The following is a 19,545-nucleotide window of genomic DNA, read 5'->3' as shown; positions in this document are numbered from 1 at the left end:
TATTAATTATTGTGAAATTATTGGTTGTTTAAGTTGTTGTCTGTATATTTGCATTAACTTATTATTTATAAAACGAACGGTATGAAACGCATTGTAATCGAAGTGGATGATGTTGTTGCGAGAAATTGGAAGATGAGTTGCCAGGAAGTACGAGACCGGGTAACCAAAATTGTAGCAAGGGAGTTGAAATACCCGAAAGGCTATGCCCGTCCGGATGAAAATGAAGCCTGGCAACACTATCAACGAAATCTTGCAAGGTTACCTGAGACCATTCTAAATATGAAAAGATCGCAGGAAGAAGCAGCTAGAAACGGACTGACGGAAGAAATACTTGAAAAGCTGTTAGTGGAAGCTGATGATTAATCGGTATTTTATTTTTGATACAAATACCTTAATCAGTGCTCATATTCTCGCAAACCCGGTAAGCTATAAAGCCTTGAATTTAGCCAGGCAAATCGGTGTTATTGCTTGTACTTTAGAAACATTCAAGGAATTTGAATTAAGTTTTACGCGTAATAAGTTCGAAAAATATTTATCTTACAATAGAAGATACGTTGATGTTGTTGAGATGAAAACTTACGTAGAGTTTTTCATCGTCAAAGAAAATACACCCATTTGCCGAGATCCTGACGACGATAAATTTCTTGCGCTTGCAGTTGCGGCGAATGCATCTTGTATAATTACAGGAGATAAAGACTTACTAATCTTAAACCCTTACGAGAACATTCCTATATTAAGCCCCGCAGGATTTTTATCGTACTTCAGTGAATTTGGTGATTCGTTTATTATTAATGAACCAAGAGTAATTTACGGGGATATTGAAAGTGGTTTTCAACCTTAATATCGGAGACAGGACAATGTACAGAACAGAACAACAGAGGGAATGGGTAAATCAAAACGTTATTGATTATGAAATAAAAGAAGCCCAGGAAAGCGCGCGTGAAGAAGAACGGTTAAAGGCTATAGCTGAGAAAAAGGAGATTGCCAAAAACTTCAAAACTAAAGGTATTGACATTAAAATCATTGCTGAAGCTACAGGTCTTTCAATTGAAGAGATTGTTGCTTTATAACCCCTTTACTTCATAGTGCAATTTAACCGTATTGTCGTTTAGCTTTTTCACTTCAAGTAGAGACAATTGGTAGTCAGATTCTACGTCTTTAAACAAGAGTAATCCACTGCCAAACAATACCGGTTCTACGATCAATATGATTTCATTGACCAGGCCAGCTTTAAAAAACTCACTTACTGTCTGCGTGCCGCCGATAATTACCGCTTCGGTGTGCCCCTTAGCGGCAAGCTGGGTTATGATCTCTTCCGGACTAGCATCAGTAAACAACACATTGGGCTGGGCAGGGGTGGCCTTGGTATCGTGCGTCAGGACTACGAGCGAACCGCCTTCTTTTAGTGGCAGGTAATCGGGAGCAAGGAAGTTGTAAGTTGTTTTCCCCATGATGACGGCCTGTGTGCGCTGGCTTATGTCCATAAAGCCCTGTGAGAATTCGTCTGACAACCAATCTGGTACGTTTTTGCTGTTGCTGATCAGGCCATTGGCGGAAGCAGCGAGATAAATAATTGTTTTCATATTGATGATTCAAGTAGATTGTTATAACAACTGGACTAGTGTATAACAAAATTAGCTTGTCATTGTTGGCTGGGAAACTCGTGAAGACGACATATTGAGGGGGTGATTGCGACAGGGTAAAAATTCAGCCCGATGGTTGACCCTTACTGAAAACTGAAAGCTGATTTTACTGAAAACTGGAAGGTAACTCTTACTGAAACTGGAAGCCTATTTTAAACCCTAGCAGCATGACAGGGCCCTTGTATGCATGTGAGTATTGATATTTATCATATTGTCTAAGGTCATCAAAATCAGTATTCTTTAGCTGTGCTTTATATCCAAAGCCAAAATAGAGATCATATACAAAATCATCTGCTATTTTTTGATAGCCGAACACCGCACTTGCCAGCCCGCTGCTGATGACCAGGTTTTTCCCTATCGGGCCATAATCATAGTAGGTTAACCCGTTTTCCTGGTATTGATAAAAGCCTTCCGTCTCAATGGCTATTTCCTGATACCTATAGGTTAACCCGTATGCTATATACGGGCTTGACCGCTTATCTTTAAACCTATATTTTTGCGAGATACCTATTCCTGCACCACTTATTTTGTCATAGGGCGCATCATCTTCTATCTCGGAAAAGATACTTCTGTCTTTTACACGTCCACCATACACTTCGGCGGTCAATACATAGCCAAATTTACTTCCTGCCGGCTGTAATTCTACATCGATCTTTCCGGCATTGCTAAGCAAGAAAAATGGTTGTACCGCTACGCTTAATGATATTTTCTGAGGTATGCTGTCGGTATTTGTTTTATCGGTTTTTCCAGTCTGCACCTGCGCAACTGCAGTCCCAGTATTTACAGATATTTCCAGGCATAAGAATGCCAAAACTGCTAAGCAGGTTCTTTGATAGTAGCTCATAATGTAGTTGGTATCCTGCTGAGTAATTTAAGTTCTCCGGTGTTATAACTGTATTGCGACAATCCACCCGGGCCTATCACCATCAATACCCCGTTGTGGGCTATCAGGTCTGTGCCCTCTATCATAGAAGTGTTTTTAAGTACCAGTACTTTCGGATCGGTGACATCGTACCATTTAATGATGTTGTCGCAGACAAACAGATTATTGCCATCCAGTGCCAGGCCTTGTGGCTTGCTCATGGGATAGTTTTTTACCATCACGGGCTTTGCCATGTCAGCGATGTCGATGATCTGCAACTCGTTTGTGCCTCTGGTACAGAGATTGTCAGTACGCAAAGTCACATATGCATATTTATCATTGGCTACCACCGGATCGCAACTCCTGAAGTGCTGGTATTCTGATATCTTTTGAGGATCAATCGGATTGCTCACATTCATGATCTTCATCCCGGTTTGTGTACCTATGAAAAGTTTATCACCCATCGGGAAGATCGTCTCTACGCCCCAGCCAATTTCCAGCGCGTTTTTATGAACCGGGTTACTTGCTGTGCTAATGTCAAAAACTGACATCTTAGTATCGGAAACGGTATAAAGATGGTCATTGGTAATGGTGAAGCGGGCCATTGATCCACCCATTCCTGTCCCGCCGGTGAAAGAATCAGATTGTGCAGAATTGTTTTTTGAACAGGATGATGCCAGAGCAAGCAAAGCAGCTACGGCCGTATATTTAATCAGTGATCTCATAGCTTATTTTTTTACCCAGTTTACGATAACAGAATTTTTCGGCCGGTTGGCTTTTGTATATCTAAAGGGTATACCCATGCCATCAGGAGGTACCAGTTCCGGAAAAGTTTCCTTAATACGCTTTTTTACCTCAATTTGTCCAGCGGCAATTTTGCTCAGGTCTATAGCTACCAGGTCTACCGCATTGTCTACGTACAGTGTACTTTCCTTTATCGACATATCCACACAGCCGGGCACGCTGATATAACCTTTGATTACCGGGTTTTTAGGGTCAGCATTGTCTACGATGTGTACACCTTTATAGCGCTCACTGATCAGTATGTAATTGTCTTTGTAATAGATCTTGGCTGGCGATTTGATTTCAGCGGGGGGTTGCCACTTGATGGACCGTTCCAGAGATTCCCTGTCCATAAGTACGGGCTTGTATGCTGAGATGAATATTTGGTCGGCAAATTGTTATCTACGCATGACTGGAGGAGCGTCAGCAAGCTGAGCAAGAGAAAAGGTGAGAGTCGTTTCATATGTCTAAGATATTTAAATAAAATTAATTGCCGCTAAAAGTTTTTAATGCTATAACTCATTTATACTTGGATAGACGCCGTTCCTGCTCAGTTCGCTACAGGTAGTTGAAAAATTAATGTAACTGTAACAGTAAAAAAAGTGTATATCGTGTAACATTTAGCACCTCCAAACGAATAATTGGTAAACATCAATTGTATTAAATGCGTAGCGATCAACAAGAGAAATTATTTCTGGACGTCATTGAACAGCATAAAGGGATCATTTATAAGATCGCTAAATCATTCAAGAAAGACCAGGAAGATAAAAACGACCTGGTACAGGAAATTATCTTCCAACTGTGGCGGGCTTTCCCAGGGTTTGATGAACGCAGCAAACTGTCTACCTGGATGTACCGGGTTGCATTAAATGTAGCCATCAGTTCCTACCGGAAAGAAAAGAACAAAAATCAGCTGATTGTTCCATGGCCGGAAAACCTGATGGATTTTAGCGCTGCTGAAGAAGCCGATGGGACCAACCTGAATTTGCTGCAACAATTCATTAATGAATTAAAAGAGCTGGACAGGGCGCTGATGTTACTCTACCTGGAAGAAAAGAGCGGGAAGGAAATGGCCGAAATACTGGGATTGTCTGAAGCCAATATCCGTACAAAAATCAACCGCATTAAGGAACAATTGAAACAAAGATTTTCAACAATTAAAGATTAAAAAAATGGAAGAAGCAACAATCAAACAATTATGGCATGAGTACGATCTAAAGCTTGAAAAAAACTTGCAGCTCAATTATAAGATCATCCGCGAGCTGCAAACCCAAAAGGCGGAAGATCGAATCAGTTCATTTCGCAGAAACCAGATTTTTGGCGTAGTTGGCGGCATAATTTGGATATTGATCCTGGTGTTTTTGGTGGTAAATACCTTGCATAATATTTATTTCGTCATTTCTGTTGGGTTAATTGCCTTATTTAACATATTCGCTGTAGCTGCCTATATCAGACACCTGGCTATACTGGACCAGATGAATATTACCGACAGCGTTACTGCGGCGCAGAAAAAATTAGCAACCATACAAGCTTCACTAAATAATGTGGGCAGGATATTGGTATTGCAGGCCCCGCTTTATTGTACCTTCTGGTATAACCAGGATTTGGTGGACCATGGCGGAACAACGTTTTGGCTGATCAACCTTAGCATTGTTGCTGTTTTTGTTGCAGGTTCTGTTTATTTATTCAAAACTTTAACTCACAAAAACATTCACCGTAAATGGGTCAGGAGCTTTATGGAAAGTTTTGGCGGGAAGAAATTGAGTGCGGCAATGGAGTTTTTGAATGACATTGAGGAATATCAAAAATGAGCGTAACAATTTTTGTAAACTGACAGTAAATGCCATAATCTAAAACTATTTTCAGATTTTTTTAACCCTAGTGGTTCAGCTTCCTGTCTAATAGCATAAATACCCTAAAAGGATGGATGCTATGAACGATAAAGACCTGGAAGAGCTGCTTAAAAAATTCCGCGAAGGCACGCTTTCAGCAGAAGAAAAAGCGCTTGTAGAAAATTGGATGTTGTTTGGTGAATTTAAGGAGAGGGACCTTTCAGAAGCGGAGATAGAAGAAGAACTGGAGAAGCTGGGCAAGCGGCTGCCGATAGTAGAAAAAACAAGGAGGCTCTGGCTTCGCATCGCTGCTGCGGCTTCTATTCTTTTGATTTCAGGTATCGGTGTCTGGTTTTTCTTTGCTCCCCGTCATCCTGATACTGAACTGAATTCAGCACAGGTTGTAGGTCAGGATATAGCCCCCGGTAAACAAAGCGCTACACTTACCCTCGCAAATGGTAAAAAAATCGTTTTGTCGAGTGTTTCCAATGAAGAACTAGAGAAGCAGGCTGGGCCGAATGTTGCAAAAACAGAGGGTACTCTGGGTTACACGGTCTATCCGCCGCTTTCTGCTTTAGGGGCTACAGATGATTACCATACACTGTCAACGGCCAAAGGTGAAACTTATCGCGTAGGCCTGCCAGATGGAAGTATCGTTTGGCTAAATGCGGAATCTTCACTGAAATACCCGGCCAGTTTTGTCAACCGGGATAAACGAAATGTAACCTTAAGGGGTGAAGCATATTTTGAGATTGCAAGGGATAAAATGCATCCTTTTGTGGTAGAAACAGATAAACAGAAAGTAGAAGTGCTGGGTACGCATTTCAATATCAATGCTTATAAAGATCATGGTCAGGTACGGACGACTTTGCTTGAGGGAAGTGTAAAAGTCAGCACAGGCAAGAATAACGAAACTATCCTAAAGCCCGGTCAGCAAAGTATCCTCGCCAATAACAGTTTAAAAGTATCCCCTGCCAACACAGAAGAAACAGTGGCCTGGAAAAACGGCTACTTCAGATTTAACAACGAAGACATAGCCAGCATTATGTCTAAACTGAGCAGATGGTACAACATAGAAGTCAAGTTTAGCGATGAAGTGCCAACTGTAGGGTTTTACGGTACCATTTCAAGGTTCAAAAATATCAGCGAAGTACTGGAAATGCTGGAACAAACAAAAGGTGTTCATTTCAAAATCGAAGGGAGGAGGGTTACCGTGATGAAGTAGACCTACTAAACGGTAAACCGATATAAACCAGGAGTGCTGGACACACCCCTGGAAATTGTCTGTTTGCCTGTAAAATATTGCTCTGAAACAACCATAAACAAACTAAACAGAATATGTAAATGTATACAAATAATACAAGAAAGTGCGGTGCCCATGGTGGGTGCCTGCATAAAATCCTGCTGATTATGAAAATCACCACATTCATTATTTTTGCAGTCATCCTACAAGTCAGCGCAGCTGGCTTTGCACAAAAAGTAACTTTATCTTCCAGCAATGCCAGGTTAACCGAAGTCTTTAACGAGATCAGAAATCAGACGGGCTACGATTTTCTATTCACCTCTGAAACGTTGAAGGACGCTAAGCGGGTGAGCATAAAGGTGGAGAATGCGGAGTTGAAAGATGTGCTGAACCAGCTATTTACAAACCAGCCGCTCGAATACATCATCAATAAAAAGGCTGTGATTGTCTCTAAAAAAGAAGCGCCTTCCTTTCTGGATAGGGTGGTGGATGCTTTTACTCCTCCTCTTGATATTTCTGGGTTGGTATTGGATGAGAAGGGATTACCACTAGCTGGAGTTACTGTTCGGGTGAAAGGGACGAATAAGGCGACTTTTACTGATAATTCAGGTAAGTTTTATCTGGCTGGTGTAGATGATGATGCGGCGATAGAATTCAGAATGATTGGGTATAAAGCGAAAGAGTTACCAGCTAAGGGGCAATTTACGGGGATAAAGATGGAACCCGTTTCCAAGGAGCTGGAAGAGGTAGTTGTAGCTTATGGGAAAACTACCTTGCAGGCATTTACTGGTGCGGTAACTATTATAAAGGGTGATCAGATACAGTCTTTACCAAATAGAAGTTTTGATAAAAGTTTACAGGGACTTGTACCTGGAATGCTCATTACCAATGGAACCGGACAACCCGGAGGTGGAATAAGTAATATGGTAATGAGGGGTATATCTACTGGCACAGAACCAAGATCTGGATCTACTGTTAGGAATCCGTTAATTATTGTTGATGGCATCCCTGTAACCCAGGATCATTTACAAATTACTGTTGGATCTTCCGATACTCCAATTAGTAATCCTCTTGCTCAATTAAATCCAGGCGATATCGAGTCTATCAGCGTATTAAAGGATGCTTCTGCTATTGCATTATATGGCTCTAAAGCAAGTAACGGTGTTATACTTGTTACTACAAAAAGAGGAAAACAAGGAAAAACAGTCTTTCAATTGAGACATCAAACAGATATTGCTTCTTATAGTCAAAAGGTGGATCCTGTCAATCAAGCTGAGTACTTAGCAATGTTATATGATGGTTACAAAAACAGCGACCCAGGATTATGGACAGACGATGCTATAAAAAAAGATCTGTTCTCTAAGTTCCCATATAAAATCAGTGGTGTTGATACAAGTTTTTATCCCGGACCAAATTGGCGAAAAGAGCTTTACGTAAAAAATGCACTTACTAATTCAACACAGATTTCGGCTTCAGGAGGAAGTGAAAAGTCAAATTTTTATGTAAATCTTGAAAACACAAAGCAGGACGGTATCGTTAAAAACACGGGATATGATAGAAATACATTTCGAATAAATTTTGAAATGCAACCTGTGTCATGGTTAAAACTTTCTACTAACACGATGCTTTCCTATAATGTTCAAGATTACACAAATGCGGTAGAATCTACCGCTACGTATGCAGGGATTTATGTGATGTCACCACTTAACCCTGTAAGGGATCAAAACGGAAATTACATCTTTAATTATCCAAATGGATCTATTACCGGGGCAGTGAGCAATCAAAATCCTGCGGCTGTTTTAGAAAATAATTTAAATAGGATTACTACATATCGCGGTCTTTCTAGTCTAAATGGGAATATTCGGTTCTTGAAACATTTCACCTTTAATTCTTTGGTTGGAATTGATTTCACATCTTCAGAAACCAAAGAGAAAATTGATCCAAGATTTATTCAATTTGAAGGAACTGAAATGTCTGGTTCGATTCAGGAAAATTATATTAATAGAGCTAATTTAATTAACACGAATACTCTTGTATATAATAATGTATTCTTAAATAAACATTCAATAAACATTCTAGCTGGTCAGGAGGCTCAGGTTATAACGGATAAATCGTTAGTTGGTGAAGTTCGAGGAGACAAAACCACATTCTACGGATATGACGATATCGGCAGTCCGGGATATACTATGAGGAGTTTAAATGGAACTAATAGAAAACAAACTTTACTTTCTCAATTTGGAAATTTAAATTATGGATATGATAACAGGTATTTATTTTCAGCAAGTATCCGCAGAGATGGCTCCTCAAAATTTGGGGATGGTGAACAGTGGGGGAATTACTGGTCGATTGGGGGTGCATGGGTACCTACGCAAGAATCTTTTTTTCAAAATTTCACAGATTATATAAGCTTTTTGAAGATAAGAGGGAGTATTGGGATTGCAGGGAACTCCGGAGCAATTAGCTCTTCAACAAAATATGAAATTTTAACACCATACACTTATCGTGATCAAACGGCAGTATTTGGATCTAACACGCCCGGTAATCCAAATATTAAATGGGAAAGTACCTTTTCCTGGAATGCTGGATTTGAAGCATTTTTTTTTAAACAAAGAGTCAGTCTCGTAGCAGATCTTTATAAAAAGAAGACCTCTGACCTTGTATATAGCATTCAATTACCTTACAGTACTGGATACACAACAGTATCAGATAACATTGGAGATATACAAAATACTGGTATTGAGCTATCTATTAACGCAGATATCATTAGGAATAAGAATTTTAGATGGAATTTGTCTGCCAATTGGAGTACAAATAAAAATATATTGGTTAAAGCCAATGTACCTTTAACTGCTGTTACAAGTACGAACCTTGCTAACGAAATTGGAAGAAACTTTAACTCTTTCTATTTGAAAAAATGGGGTGGCGTAAACCCTGGTAATGGGAAGCCTTTGTGGATCGATTCAACAGGAAAAGCAACTGAAAGTATAGCCGCAGCAAAAAGAGAATTTGTAGGCAAGCCGCAGCCTGATGGGTTTGGGATGATTACCAATACGTTTATGTATAAAAATCTATCAATGAGTTTTCAACTGTACTATCAATATGGTTTCCAGATATACAATGAATTACAATCAAGTACGCTTCTGATAGATGGCTTTTATCCTTATGTTAATCAATCCAGAACTGCTTTAGACTATTGGAAAAAACCAGGAGATATTACAGCTAATCCCCGAAGAATAAATAACAATAGGGATGGTGGCAGAGGGGCGTCTACCAGATATTTACAGGATGGGGATTTCATAAGGTTGCAAACAATTCAGTTAAGTTATGAACTGCCAGGCCATTTATTGTCCCTTATCAAACTAAATAAAGCGAAGATATTTGTACAAGGCAATAACTTGGGCGTCCTCACAAAGTACAAAGATGGTGACCCAGATAACTTGAGAGTATCAGGAAACAATGGAAATGCTTACCCTTTTGGCAGAACATATTCAGTTGGGTTAAGTACGAATTTTTAAAAAGAAAAAAATGGAACGAATAGCAAAAATAATCGTCATTATAAGCATTTGCTTGTTTAATAACTCCTGTAAGAAAGACTTTCTGGTTACGCCACCCGGGAATTTATTGATAAGAGAAGAATACGTTAATAATCTGACTACTCTGAGTGAATATTTAAACGGTATATATGTCCAATTACTTCGGAATTATGCAACCGCCACGTATGTGACCTATCCAGAAATGGCAGGCGACAATATAAAACCAGTTGTCACAAATCCAACTAATTTAGAGTATTATCGCTGGAACCAGAAAGCTGATGAGGGTTCTTCTTCTTCAAATGTGAACATGAATAGTCTCTACTCTCAGTTATACAGAATGATTTCAAATTGTAATTTTGCGATAGAAAAAGCAGATGAGTTCAAAAATGAGAGCCTTTCAAAATCAAATGATTTAAAAGGACAGGCCCTTTTTATAAGAGCTTTTGCTCATCATACACTTGTTTGCATTTTTGCTCAGGCATATAATTATTCCAATGGAGGAATACATCCTGGAATCATTTATGCAAAATCATTTGACTGGAAACATGCTAATTCAAAGAGGTCAAGTGTAGCAGAAGTCTATAAGGAAATAATAAATGATCTTCAAGATGCGGCAAATTTACTTCCAGAGAATACAGGAAATACTAATACGATCAGTAGGAATGCAACATTCGCATTATTATCACGGGTCAATTTGTATAAAGACGACTATGACGCTACAATAACATTTGCAAAGGACGTCATTGTTAAAGTACCGCTAATGATTAACAACTACCCGGATCGGCTTTTTACAAACCAGGACAGCGAAGCGTTATTTCAAATTATGCCTAATGAGCAAGTTTCAGGAACAATTGCAGGATTTCAATTTCAGGATCCACCATATTTACAATATACAGCAAGCAATGATATTGCTGATTTACTCAACGAAAGACCTGGTGATGCTCGAAAAAAATGGGTTACCCGCAAAAATTCAAATTGGTATATCACTAAATTCCCATTAGGTGTTATTCCGGGATTCTCGTTCCCTGCAAATTCTTATTTTACTACAGTATTGCGATCATCAGAATTGTATTTAAACCTTGCAGAAGCATACTGGAATAAAGGGAGTGCTTTTGAAGATAATGCCCGGGAGTATCTTGATATGATTAGAAAAAGAGCAGATCCTACAGCTACAAGTACAACGGCAACCGGAGCGGCTTTATTAGATGCTATTTATAAAGAGCGTAGAAAGGAACTTGCTTTTGAAAGCCAAAGACTATTTGACCTTAAAAGATGGAAAAAATCGATTCTTCGATCTGATCCATTAGTCCCTGAAGCGAGCCAGTTAACTTATCCTGATTACAGATATGTTGCCCCCATTCCATCGTCTGATGTGATTTTACTGGGTATACCTCAAAATACTGGATTTTAATTCATAATACTTTAAATATTTAAGAAATGAAGTTATTATTTGCATTGCTTTCATTCGTTTTTTGGAGTTATAATATCGATGCTCAAACCATTATAGCTAATCCGGGAAAGTTAGATAGCATCAAAAAGAAAACTGCGGTAAGTAAGGTTGAGGAAAGGATTAATCACTTAATGAAGTCTTTCACATCAAATTACGAAACAAAATCTTATCACGCAGTAAAATCAATAGAAGAGTATATCAAGTGGAGCAATGATCTGGATAAAATATCACAGGAGATGCTAATAATAATAGACTCGAATAAAGTTAATTCCACTCAGAATGACTTCAGCCGAATAAAGGCAATAGCGATTAATAAGGTCGAAACATTGAGGTTGAATAAATTTACCAGAATGATAGGAGGAAGTAGTCGACTTGATGTCGATAGTAATGTGCTAAACCACTTATTCGATACTGCGTGTAATAAATCTCAGGCCAAATGGCTTAGAACGTATCCAGATGATGTAAATCAAACATCTTATTTATATGGTTTTGTAAGGTTGTCCATATATAGGCAAAACAATTTTGATCCTGTTAAAATCGATAGCCTAAACGAAGATGCCCATAGGAAAGTTTTATATTATAAACTTGGTAACAGCATATTTAATGGAGAAGCGCGTGAAAACTTTCTGGTACGTTTATTAACAAGAAGCGGAATAAAGGAGCACTTTTATGATAGAGAATTTGAAGATCTTTTAAAGGAATATTACCAAACAGTAAAAAGCGAAAAACACAAAACACAAGTAAAGCTGTACGAAAAAAAAATCCGAGGAATGACAACAGCTTTTCTTGGAACTAAGGCTCCACCGCTAAATGCTGTAGACATTTATGGAAAAAGACACTTCGATAGCGATTTTAAAAATAAGTTAGTAGCAGTAACCTTTCTTTCTCCAGATGCTGGGAACCGCGCTTTTGAATTGAGTTTTCTCGCCGAATTGCAAAAGCCCTTTAAAAATGATACAAATATTGTTTTTCTTACCATTGTGCCGGATACCGGTGGGTTAGGATTAGATCTGGTTAATTATTTCAACATTCAAAAATATCCCTCACATTTTCTAATAGACGGACAATGGAGATTAGCTTTCAACCCCTATTATTATGAGCGAGAAAAAGATCCGAAAAAGAAGCTTCAAGAGGTTATAAGCAATCAGTTAGCTAAACAATACGACGGACCGTACGTTTTTCATGAGGATGGAGCTATAACTGCTTATAATATTCATTTATCTAATTTGGTAAAAAATAGCTACCAGGTAAAAAATAATATCCAATTAACAGCTCAAACGGATGATTCTCGTGTAAGATTTAAAGTTCAGCTAAAACGTTCCCTGCAAGTCGAAGCTTCAACTTACGATAAACCGAAAAAACTGTTTGTACTTTCGGACATTGAGGGAAATTTTGATGCTTTCCGAAAGTTGTTACAAGCAAGCAATATTATTAACGAAGATTTTAATTGGATTTTTGGAGATGGTCATTTGGTATTTGCTGGTGACATGTTTGACAGAGGTGCACAAGTTACGGAGTGCCTATGGTTGGTTTATACTTTAGAGGAAAAGGCGAAAGAAGCTGGTGGATATGTACATTTTATATTAGGTAACCATGAAATCATGAACCTGCAAAATGATCATCGGTATGTTGAGGCAAAATATAAAGACAATGTGGCTTTGATGGGCAAAACGTTAGTCCAATTGTATAATGAAAATAGTGAGTTAGGCAGATGGCTGAGAACAAAAAATATTATAGAAAAAATAGGTGACTTATTATTTACACATGGTGGCGTTTCTGTTGAGTTGAATAAGTTAAAATTATCAGTTACAGAAATCAATAGCCTTGCAAGGCCAAATTATGCCAATAATCAAATTGATTATGGAAATTTAAATATCAATACTGTCATGAGTAATAAAATTGGCCCATTTTGGTTTAGAGGATACTACGATCAAAAATCTAAAGTTTCGGAGACAAGTGTTGATAGTATACTCTTCTCTTTTGATGTAAGACATATTGTAACAGGCCACACCATTGTTGCTGATACAATTAGTGCACATTATGGTGGCAAAGTCATTAATACGGATACCAAGCATGCTTTTGGCGAGAATGAAGCCTTGTTGATTGAAGGCGATGAATTTTACCGGGTGGATGATAAAGGCTACAGGATATTATTGTTTGTGAATAATAGAAAAAAATAAAGAAATTATGAAGAAAATAATCATAGCCATTTTATTCATATCCTTATGGGTACAGGCTTGTAAAAAGAACGAAACGATCGAGAAACAAATCAGTTCATTTAATGTAGTGAATGCAGCTATAGATATAGCTAGCGCAAAAGTATATGCTGCGGATCATCTAATCAATTGGAAACCCTTACCTATAACTGATGCGGTAGCCTTTACAAGAGCTAGTTTCTTTGGTGCATACGCGGGCAATAACTACATCAGGTCGGTATCTGCTACTGACACCACAAAAGTGCTGTTCAGCAGTAACAACACAGAAGAATTCAAGCCTGCTGCTTTTAATACCCTTTTCCTTTGTGGGCAGAATGGTGCTTACGAAGGAGTTTTTATTAAAGATGATCAAATCGTAAATTATACAGATCAGGTAATGGGCATTAGAATAATTAACTTATCACCAAATAGTACACCTGTCAATATAACATTGTCGACAACGAGTACAATAAATGAAACTACAGGATTAGCCTATAAACAGATCACTGACTTTAAAACCTATCCTGCTGATGCAACAGTTGTCAGTATGATATTCCAAATTAGAAATAGCACAGGTACGCTACTGGCAAGTTATACTTTACCTGCGAAAACACCAGTCAGTCCCTACACGAACATTAGTATAGCCCACGCTAGATTTAAAAATGTAACGCTGGTGATTAAAGGATTGATTGGTACTACAACAGGAGCTAACGCCTTTGGCGTGTTTCCGGTTAGCCATTACTAGCAAAGAATTCAAAATTTAGGTAGATAATAATGCGAGCGGCAGCAGTCGGATGACGCTGCCGCTTTTAAACAACAATCTAATAAACGCACCTCAATATGAATAAAGAAGAATGGTATCCCCAGCTATTGAAATATTTGCTGGGTTTTGAACAAAAGATGCCTGCTGAATTTGACGGGTTGTTATTTCCAAAATTAACCTTGCCCGTTTATTATCCTGAAGACACCCTGATATTAAAGCCAAATGAGATAGCAAGCTGGGCTTACTGGCCAATAACAGGATTTACCAGAACCTATGAAGAATATAAACCTGAAAATGATAGCGAAACGGTAAAACAGAAAACTGTTGGCATTTCTGTCCCCGGTAAAGTTACTTTGCCCGCCAACAGTTTTATGAACCAGTCGAAATCGGAGTATTTTGTAGAGATCACTAAGGGGAGTACTATGGTTGGTTTTAGCTACGGGGCTTTTAAGGATCTTGGCACACAAATGCCGGAAGTTTTTATGCTGGCCAGCCAGATTGTGACCAAAGAAAATGAAGACCGGGAAATAGAAAGAAAAATGAGAGCGCTGGACAGGACGCAAGGGTACCAGGCATTTTTAAAACATTTTGGCCCCGAAGTGGAATCGTTTATTTTTCAAATGCACATTGCCGGTTTTATTGGGATGAGCCCGGAGACTTTGAGCAGGATCAGGACGGCCGGTGGTCATGGGGATGAGTATTTAAGAAAATGATCGTAATTGACCTGCGTCAATTGCAGCTATGTTGAGCTAGTGTTAATTTTATGTTATCAAAAAGGGAGAGGGTAATCTGTTGTAAAACAGGTTGCCCTTTTCTGTTTTAAAAAAAACCAATTATGAACCAAATAATTAGGAAATGGATGAGGAAATTCTACAAAAATTAGACATGGTGTTGAAAACTCAGCAGGAATTGATGTCTGCCCAGGAAGAGTTGAGAACAATGATGCTGGCTATAAGTGACCAGCCCGAAATGAGGGCAGAGGTCTGGCTCACAAAGGAAATGGTAATGGCCAAGTTGTTTATTGAAAAAAGGAGTTTTTATCGGAAGAGAAAAAGGTACAATTGGATTATAAAGGAGATAGCGGGGATAAAGTATTATTTGGAATCCTCATTGGAGATCGGGTAAAGATATCAGGCCGGTCTAAATAAAATCCCAACCAGTATGGCCGGGATTTTATTTTGCATTTGATTTAGCTTGCCTAAGCAAGGTCTTCACCTTCTGCTGCATCTTCATCTTCTTCCTCAGGGTCTTATTCTACGTGGATGTCTTCTGCATCCTCAGTAGTTTCATCTACGTGATCTTCTGGTGACGGTGTAGGATCTGTAGGGTCTACTTGAAAATGTGCCAGGGTTGAAGCTTCTTCGTCCTGTAATTGGCCTTGATTGAAATTTTCCATAATGAAATTTTTATATATGAATATAACGCCATAGCGGCGGGCATGTTCCGGTTTGTCGATGATCATTTGGTTAAGTAATCGTAAAGGTTTGTGTCAATCTGTGACAAACTAGCGCCAAACAGCGTCATAATGATCTGTACTATAGTTGGTTATGGTTAAGTGTTTTATGTTTGTCCTACCATTTGGTACCTGAGTAGCGGAGGGGTTTTCAAGGAAGATCCTGTCAATGTGAAACCGGTGTGCATCTGGTATAACTAAATATTATTTTATTCCAAAACGTTTGATCATGGGAATTCAAATCTGGGGAGCCTTTGGGGGCTTCCAAAAGAAAGCAGGTGCCCTGGTAGGTCGTTGGGTAAATGGACAGAATGTGATATCAGCAATTCCCCATCCGTCAGATGAGCCGCCTAGTGAGGCGCAGCTCAATTACAGGGCTAAGTTTCGTCTTGTGGTCACTTGGCTGAGCTGGATAAGCCCTATCATTAAAGTGGGCTTTCAGAATGCGCATGAAGAAAGGCAGAGTGCGTTTAACGCTGCTTTTGTATACAACTACAAAAATGCAATTTCTGGTACTACTGCTGCCAATTTTACCATCGACTACCCTGAGGTGTTGTACAGCAAAGGCAGGTTGAGTGGTCCGTACTTTCCGGTATTGGCTACTACTGTGGATGCGCAGCTGGACATCAGCTGGCTGGCTACTATTGCCAATGGCATTGGTGCGCCGACTGACCTGGCCACCTTTGTGGTGTATAACCCTTCGAAACAACAGTTTGTAACTGTGATAGGGGCTGCGGCTCGTTCGCTGCTCAGTTATGACATGACTTTGCCGGCTGATTTTAGCGGTGACAATTGTCATGTGTACATGAGCTTTGTGTCGGCTAGTGGCAAAGTGACGAGCAATAGTGCTTATCTGGGGGCTACTGTAGTAATGTGACGGTTAAAAATGGTGATCTCCTCTAGGGCTCGGCTTTCAAGGCGCGAAAAGCGCATGAAAACAATGCCCATCGGAGACACCATTTTTAAGGGAAAGCAGGGCGGTTAAAGGAAAAATTTAAAGAGAATTATTATGGGAATATTAAATGGTGGTTTGTTTGGTGCGTTTGAGAAGCGTACCGGGCCGTTGGTGGGCAGGGTGGTGAGGAAGAGGAATGTGATATCTGTGGTTCAGCATAAGTCTTTACTGCCGCGTGTGCAGCTCCAGTTGGAGCAACAAATGAAGTTTAGACTGCTTAGTGTTTTTCTGGCGGCGCTGAAGGAGTTGATAGCTGTCGGGTTTCGATCTGCGACAAAGCAAAGTCCTTTGAATGCGGCGTTTAGGTTCAATTTCCAAAGCGTGATTTTGGGTGTTTATCCTTCTTATACTATTGATTTTGCCCGGGTGCTGTGCAGCAGGGGTAAGCTTGATGGGCCGAGAGCCGCTATGGTGATATGGGCTCCGGATGAGGCTGGATTGATATTCAGCTGGTTGCCTGATGTGCAAAACAGGTTTAATCAACATACGGACTGGGTTTGTTTTGCGGTGTATTGTGTCGCCAATGGCTTGACTGCAACATCGCTGTATGCAGTGAGGCGTGCTGATCTGAGTTACTCAATGGCATTGCCGCCTGATTTTGCGGGGCAGCAGCTCCATTGTTATGTGTGTTTCGCATCGGCCAGCGGCCATGAGGTGAGTAATAGTGTTTATCTAAATGTTTAATGTTATGGCAAGAATGTTTAACGGAATGGCCGGGCTCATTCAAGGGAAAATTGGGAACCTGGTTTATTATGTAAAAAATGGTAAGCAGATGGTGCGTAAGGCCGGTAAAATGACTAAACCGCCTACTTTGCCGCAGTTGCAAAACAGAATGGAACTGGCGGTGGCGGTTGCTTTTCTGCGTCCGCTTACTGAATTTATCAATGTGGGTTTTATAGTAGGCCAAAAGGATTACAACAATGGAAAAACATCTTATAATTTGGCAGTGGCGTACAACAAGCCTAATGCGGTAATGGGTTTGTATCCGGATGTGGTAATGGATTTTACGAAGGTACTGGTAGCCAATGGCAATATGGATATGGCTATGCTGCCTTCAATGGTGCTGACTGCTGAGGGGATCAGGTTTGACTGGCTTTGTCCGGATGATACGGTATGGCCGCGCCTAACGGATGAGGTGATGATGCTGGCTTATTTTCCTGATCTGGCTAAAGCGGTTTATGTAACGTCTGGTGCTAAGAGGAGTGCCTGTACTGATCTGCTGGCTTTGCCGGAAGAGTTGCTTGCAGAGTATATGGAGGTGTACATTTCTTTTGTGGCCAACGACAGGAAGGCTGCGGCCAGGAGTATTTATTTGGGCAGGTTTAATAAGGTGCCGGGATAAAGTATTTTATAAATCTTTGTTATATTTGAATAGTTTATAAGGTAATATGAAATCGTCATCTATTGTTGATCGTCTTTTAGAGAATATGAGCAATATGCACGAGTTGGGCAGGCAACGTGCTTTTGAACTCGGCAATCCTTTTTATGCGATGTATGAGGAGGATGGTGGTTATTATAGGAAAGAACTGCCTACAGGAGAGAAGTATCTGGTAACCGTTGAGGTTGTATACGACGAAAATGATATGCCTGTTAAAGTCAATGACACTATCATAAAACGCCTTTATTAGTGAAGGTTCCAGAGCTTATATTTGTTGTCGGCTGCAATGCTGCGGGAAAATCGACTTTTATAAGATCGAGGTTAAGTGAGCTGACAGGTTTTGAAATTATAATGACTGATGTCTATAAGGGCAGAACAAAAGAGGTTTTTACTTTAGCCGTTAAGCAAAGAAAGGACATTATAATTGAAACTGTTTTTAATGATCTGTTATTTAAAGATCTTATTGATCTTGCAGCATCTGCCGGTTATCATACTTCTTTAATTGTCCTTTTTCTTGACAATTTAACCCAATCTAAAGAAAGAGTAGCTTTTAGACTTGCTCAACAAAGTGGTTTGCCAGTGTCGGATGGAAATATTAAGATCAATTTCGAAGAAAGCTTTAAGAATGTAACCGGCTATTATTTGTATTTCGATAGGAGCGATTTTATCTATACAGGTATTGGCGGTGTAAATAGGCTAATTATGAGTTTTCATAAGGATAAATTGGTGTCTCATGTGTCCAATGATCTGGTTTATCCAAAACGTTTTGCTGAATATAGCTATCGCAATCATCGACTATCTGATGAGGCTTACCGGGCAATTTCTGGTAATCAGAATTTATAAAGTTACTTATCTATCCATGCGAATGGCTCAACAGGATTGCTTCTTCAGCTTCTGTGTAAATCGCCAATGAGTTTTTTGTCTGAGGCTGGCTAAGCACGGTATAGGCATTGCCGATATCCAGACCGACTGCCTGGCTGGACAGACCCGGTCCGCACCATTGCGCTGATCTCAGTGCATAACCCAAACTTGCCATGTTTTCTGCTTGTTCCGGTACTACGATCTCCAGGATGCCGTCAAACTCCCGTTTGAAACATTCTACCAGATCGGGATATTTTGCTCCGCCGCCAACCAGGTAAATGGTATCAGCCTGTTCGAAATCGCTGTCGGTAAATGCTTTTTTGATGGTCGGGGAGATGACCTCGTCATAGTAGTCGGCCAAATGGTTGCGCCTGATTTCGGAAAGGTCTTTACGTTTACGGTCCAGGACGATCTTGCCATGCTGGAAGCTCTGGTTGACCATATGTTCGTTTTTCATTCCCAGGTTGTGGTTCCTGCTCAGTTCGGCATGCAGGTTGTTCACCGCATAGCGCAAACCGGATGCACTGATGCAGGTACGGGTGACCAGACCCGTGTCGAGGCTCAGTCCTGTCTCGCAGGTGCCGTAACCCAGAC

23 protein-coding genes are annotated in these 19,545 nt (G+C 39.9%); 17 read left to right on the top strand and 6 right to left on the bottom strand.

The window, feature by feature from the left end; genetic code table 11:
* Positions 1 to 81: 81 nt before the first annotated feature.
* Genes VK541_RS04890 through VK541_RS04880 form a run of 3 tightly spaced genes read left to right on the top strand, consistent with a single transcriptional unit; the run spans position 82 to position 1,070 of the window.
* The gene (locus tag VK541_RS04890; protein ID WP_324367490.1) at positions 82 to 363 is read left to right on the top strand and encodes a hypothetical protein; all 282 of its coding nucleotides are present in this window, start codon (positions 82 to 84) and stop codon (positions 361 to 363) included.
* Positions 356 to 841, top strand: a complete 486-nt coding sequence (locus VK541_RS04885; protein ID WP_324367488.1) for a putative toxin-antitoxin system toxin component, PIN family — start codon at positions 356 to 358, stop codon at positions 839 to 841. The genes VK541_RS04890 and VK541_RS04885 overlap by 8 nt, the downstream gene beginning before the upstream one ends.
* Before the next feature lie 16 nt (positions 842 to 857).
* Positions 858 to 1,070 carry a hypothetical protein gene (locus VK541_RS04880; RefSeq protein ID WP_324367486.1) on the top strand — a complete coding sequence of 71 codons (213 nt, stop codon included), beginning with the start codon at positions 858 to 860 and terminating at the stop codon, positions 1,068 to 1,070.
* Here VK541_RS04880 and VK541_RS04875 read toward each other — a convergent pair.
* The 4 genes from VK541_RS04875 to VK541_RS04860 all read right to left on the bottom strand — a co-directional run bounded on the left by VK541_RS04875 (position 1,065) and on the right by VK541_RS04860 (position 3,641).
* Positions 1,065 to 1,583, bottom strand: a complete 519-nt coding sequence (locus VK541_RS04875) for a dihydrofolate reductase family protein (protein WP_324367484.1) — start codon at positions 1,581 to 1,583, stop codon at positions 1,065 to 1,067. The genes VK541_RS04880 and VK541_RS04875 overlap by 6 nt on opposite strands.
* Positions 1,584 to 1,773: 190 nt before the next feature.
* Positions 1,774 to 2,487: a hypothetical protein gene (locus tag VK541_RS04870; protein ID WP_324367483.1), complete on the bottom strand. Its 714-nt coding sequence runs from the start codon at positions 2,485 to 2,487 to the stop codon at positions 1,774 to 1,776.
* Positions 2,484 to 3,230 (bottom strand): hypothetical protein, encoded by a 747-nt coding sequence (locus VK541_RS04865; RefSeq protein WP_324367481.1) that lies wholly within the window; start codon positions 3,228 to 3,230, stop codon positions 2,484 to 2,486. The genes VK541_RS04870 and VK541_RS04865 overlap by 4 nt, the downstream gene beginning before the upstream one ends.
* Before the next feature lie 3 nt (positions 3,231 to 3,233).
* Positions 3,234 to 3,641, bottom strand: coding sequence for a hypothetical protein (locus VK541_RS04860; protein WP_324367479.1), 408 nt, complete (start codon positions 3,639 to 3,641; stop codon positions 3,234 to 3,236).
* 311 nt (positions 3,642 to 3,952) lie between these two features.
* On the opposite strand from VK541_RS04860, the gene VK541_RS04855 reads away from it, so the two are divergent.
* From VK541_RS04855 to VK541_RS04815, 9 genes are all read left to right on the top strand, one after another.
* Positions 3,953 to 4,456, top strand: coding sequence for an RNA polymerase sigma factor (locus tag VK541_RS04855; protein WP_324367477.1), 504 nt, complete (start codon positions 3,953 to 3,955; stop codon positions 4,454 to 4,456).
* Positions 4,457 to 4,460: 4 nt separating this feature from the next.
* Positions 4,461 to 5,099: a hypothetical protein gene (locus tag VK541_RS04850; RefSeq protein WP_324367475.1), complete on the top strand. Its 639-nt coding sequence runs from the start codon at positions 4,461 to 4,463 to the stop codon at positions 5,097 to 5,099.
* A 121-nt stretch (positions 5,100 to 5,220) separates the two neighbouring features.
* Positions 5,221 to 6,345, top strand: coding sequence for a FecR family protein (locus VK541_RS04845; protein WP_324367473.1), 1,125 nt, complete (start codon positions 5,221 to 5,223; stop codon positions 6,343 to 6,345).
* A 185-nt stretch (positions 6,346 to 6,530) separates the two neighbouring features.
* Positions 6,531 to 9,878 (top strand): SusC/RagA family TonB-linked outer membrane protein, encoded by a 3,348-nt coding sequence (locus VK541_RS04840; RefSeq protein ID WP_324367471.1) that lies wholly within the window; start codon positions 6,531 to 6,533, stop codon positions 9,876 to 9,878.
* A gap of 10 nt (positions 9,879 to 9,888) precedes the next feature.
* Positions 9,889 to 11,307 (top strand): RagB/SusD family nutrient uptake outer membrane protein, encoded by a 1,419-nt coding sequence (locus VK541_RS04835; RefSeq protein WP_324367469.1) that lies wholly within the window; start codon positions 9,889 to 9,891, stop codon positions 11,305 to 11,307.
* Positions 11,308 to 11,333: 26 nt separating this feature from the next.
* Positions 11,334 to 13,526, top strand: a complete 2,193-nt coding sequence (locus VK541_RS04830; RefSeq protein ID WP_324367467.1) for a metallophosphoesterase — start codon at positions 11,334 to 11,336, stop codon at positions 13,524 to 13,526.
* A 7-nt stretch (positions 13,527 to 13,533) separates the two neighbouring features.
* A complete protein-coding gene (locus VK541_RS04825; RefSeq protein WP_324367465.1) occupies positions 13,534 to 14,286 on the top strand; it encodes a hypothetical protein in 753 nt (250 codons plus the stop codon).
* A 95-nt stretch (positions 14,287 to 14,381) separates the two neighbouring features.
* Complete coding sequence (locus VK541_RS04820) at positions 14,382 to 15,017, top strand: hypothetical protein (RefSeq protein ID WP_324367463.1); 636 nt, start codon at positions 14,382 to 14,384, stop codon at positions 15,015 to 15,017.
* 142 nt (positions 15,018 to 15,159) lie between these two features.
* A complete protein-coding gene (locus VK541_RS04815) occupies positions 15,160 to 15,429 on the top strand; it encodes a hypothetical protein (RefSeq protein WP_324367461.1) in 270 nt (89 codons plus the stop codon).
* Positions 15,430 to 15,553: 124 nt separating this feature from the next.
* Here VK541_RS04815 and VK541_RS04810 read toward each other — a convergent pair whose 3' ends face one another.
* Positions 15,554 to 15,766 carry a hypothetical protein gene (locus VK541_RS04810; protein WP_324367459.1) on the bottom strand — a complete coding sequence of 71 codons (213 nt, stop codon included), beginning with the start codon at positions 15,764 to 15,766 and terminating at the stop codon, positions 15,554 to 15,556.
* Between the two features lie 220 nt (positions 15,767 to 15,986).
* On the opposite strand from VK541_RS04810, the gene VK541_RS04805 reads away from it, so the two are divergent.
* The 5 genes from VK541_RS04805 to VK541_RS04785 all read left to right on the top strand — a co-directional run bounded on the left by VK541_RS04805 (position 15,987) and on the right by VK541_RS04785 (position 18,933).
* Positions 15,987 to 16,634 (top strand): DUF6266 family protein, encoded by a 648-nt coding sequence (locus VK541_RS04805; RefSeq protein ID WP_324367457.1) that lies wholly within the window; start codon positions 15,987 to 15,989, stop codon positions 16,632 to 16,634.
* Positions 16,635 to 16,766: 132 nt separating this feature from the next.
* Entirely contained in the window at positions 16,767 to 17,396 is a 630-nt protein-coding gene (locus VK541_RS04800) for a DUF6266 family protein (protein WP_324367455.1), read from the top strand.
* Positions 17,397 to 17,400: 4 nt separating this feature from the next.
* A complete protein-coding gene (locus VK541_RS04795; protein ID WP_324367452.1) occupies positions 17,401 to 18,054 on the top strand; it encodes a DUF6266 family protein in 654 nt (217 codons plus the stop codon).
* 46 nt (positions 18,055 to 18,100) lie between these two features.
* The gene (locus tag VK541_RS04790; protein WP_324367450.1) at positions 18,101 to 18,340 is read left to right on the top strand and encodes a hypothetical protein; all 240 of its coding nucleotides are present in this window, start codon (positions 18,101 to 18,103) and stop codon (positions 18,338 to 18,340) included.
* Positions 18,340 to 18,933: a hypothetical protein gene (locus tag VK541_RS04785; protein ID WP_324367448.1), complete on the top strand. Its 594-nt coding sequence runs from the start codon at positions 18,340 to 18,342 to the stop codon at positions 18,931 to 18,933. The genes VK541_RS04790 and VK541_RS04785 overlap by 1 nt, the downstream gene beginning before the upstream one ends.
* 10 nt (positions 18,934 to 18,943) lie before the next feature.
* On the opposite strand, the gene VK541_RS04780 is transcribed toward VK541_RS04785, so the two are convergent.
* On the bottom strand, positions 18,944 to 19,545 hold a 602-nt coding region (locus VK541_RS04780), incomplete at its 5' end, for a hypothetical protein (RefSeq protein WP_324367446.1).

The organism is Pedobacter sp. (assembly GCF_035317785.1).
In the GTDB taxonomy this organism is placed as follows: domain Bacteria; phylum Bacteroidota; class Bacteroidia; order Sphingobacteriales; family Sphingobacteriaceae; genus Pedobacter.
Note: the sequence above shows the minus strand (reverse complement) of the source record. Positions and strands in the feature narration are given on the sequence as shown.

Coding starts and splice junctions, on each gene's coding strand:
- VK541_RS04850 (WP_324367475.1), top strand. CDS start 4,461: ATGGAAGAAGCAACAATCAAACAATTATGGCATGAGTACGATCTAAAG.
- VK541_RS04800 (WP_324367455.1), top strand. CDS start 16,767: ATGGGAATATTAAATGGTGGTTTGTTTGGTGCGTTTGAGAAGCGTACC.
- VK541_RS04805 (WP_324367457.1), top strand. CDS start 15,987: ATGGGAATTCAAATCTGGGGAGCCTTTGGGGGCTTCCAAAAGAAAGCA.
- VK541_RS04890 (WP_324367490.1), top strand. CDS start 82: ATGAAACGCATTGTAATCGAAGTGGATGATGTTGTTGCGAGAAATTGG.
- VK541_RS04825 (WP_324367465.1), top strand. CDS start 13,534: ATGAAGAAAATAATCATAGCCATTTTATTCATATCCTTATGGGTACAG.
- VK541_RS04860 (WP_324367479.1), bottom strand. CDS start 3,641: ATGGACAGGGAATCTCTGGAACGGTCCATCAAGTGGCAACCCCCCGCT.
- VK541_RS04880 (WP_324367486.1), top strand. CDS start 858: ATGTACAGAACAGAACAACAGAGGGAATGGGTAAATCAAAACGTTATT.
- VK541_RS04795 (WP_324367452.1), top strand. CDS start 17,401: ATGGCAAGAATGTTTAACGGAATGGCCGGGCTCATTCAAGGGAAAATT.
- VK541_RS04870 (WP_324367483.1), bottom strand. CDS start 2,487: ATGAGCTACTATCAAAGAACCTGCTTAGCAGTTTTGGCATTCTTATGC.
- VK541_RS04885 (WP_324367488.1), top strand. CDS start 356: ATGATTAATCGGTATTTTATTTTTGATACAAATACCTTAATCAGTGCT.
- VK541_RS04865 (WP_324367481.1), bottom strand. CDS start 3,230: ATGAGATCACTGATTAAATATACGGCCGTAGCTGCTTTGCTTGCTCTG.
- VK541_RS04835 (WP_324367469.1), top strand. CDS start 9,889: ATGGAACGAATAGCAAAAATAATCGTCATTATAAGCATTTGCTTGTTT.
- VK541_RS04845 (WP_324367473.1), top strand. CDS start 5,221: ATGAACGATAAAGACCTGGAAGAGCTGCTTAAAAAATTCCGCGAAGGC.
- VK541_RS04810 (WP_324367459.1), bottom strand. CDS start 15,766: ATGATCATCGACAAACCGGAACATGCCCGCCGCTATGGCGTTATATTC.
- VK541_RS04855 (WP_324367477.1), top strand. CDS start 3,953: ATGCGTAGCGATCAACAAGAGAAATTATTTCTGGACGTCATTGAACAG.
- VK541_RS04875 (WP_324367484.1), bottom strand. CDS start 1,583: ATGAAAACAATTATTTATCTCGCTGCTTCCGCCAATGGCCTGATCAGC.
- VK541_RS04830 (WP_324367467.1), top strand. CDS start 11,334: ATGAAGTTATTATTTGCATTGCTTTCATTCGTTTTTTGGAGTTATAAT.
- VK541_RS04815 (WP_324367461.1), top strand. CDS start 15,160: ATGGATGAGGAAATTCTACAAAAATTAGACATGGTGTTGAAAACTCAG.
- VK541_RS04790 (WP_324367450.1), top strand. CDS start 18,101: ATGAAATCGTCATCTATTGTTGATCGTCTTTTAGAGAATATGAGCAAT.
- VK541_RS04820 (WP_324367463.1), top strand. CDS start 14,382: ATGAATAAAGAAGAATGGTATCCCCAGCTATTGAAATATTTGCTGGGT.
- VK541_RS04840 (WP_324367471.1), top strand. CDS start 6,531: ATGAAAATCACCACATTCATTATTTTTGCAGTCATCCTACAAGTCAGC.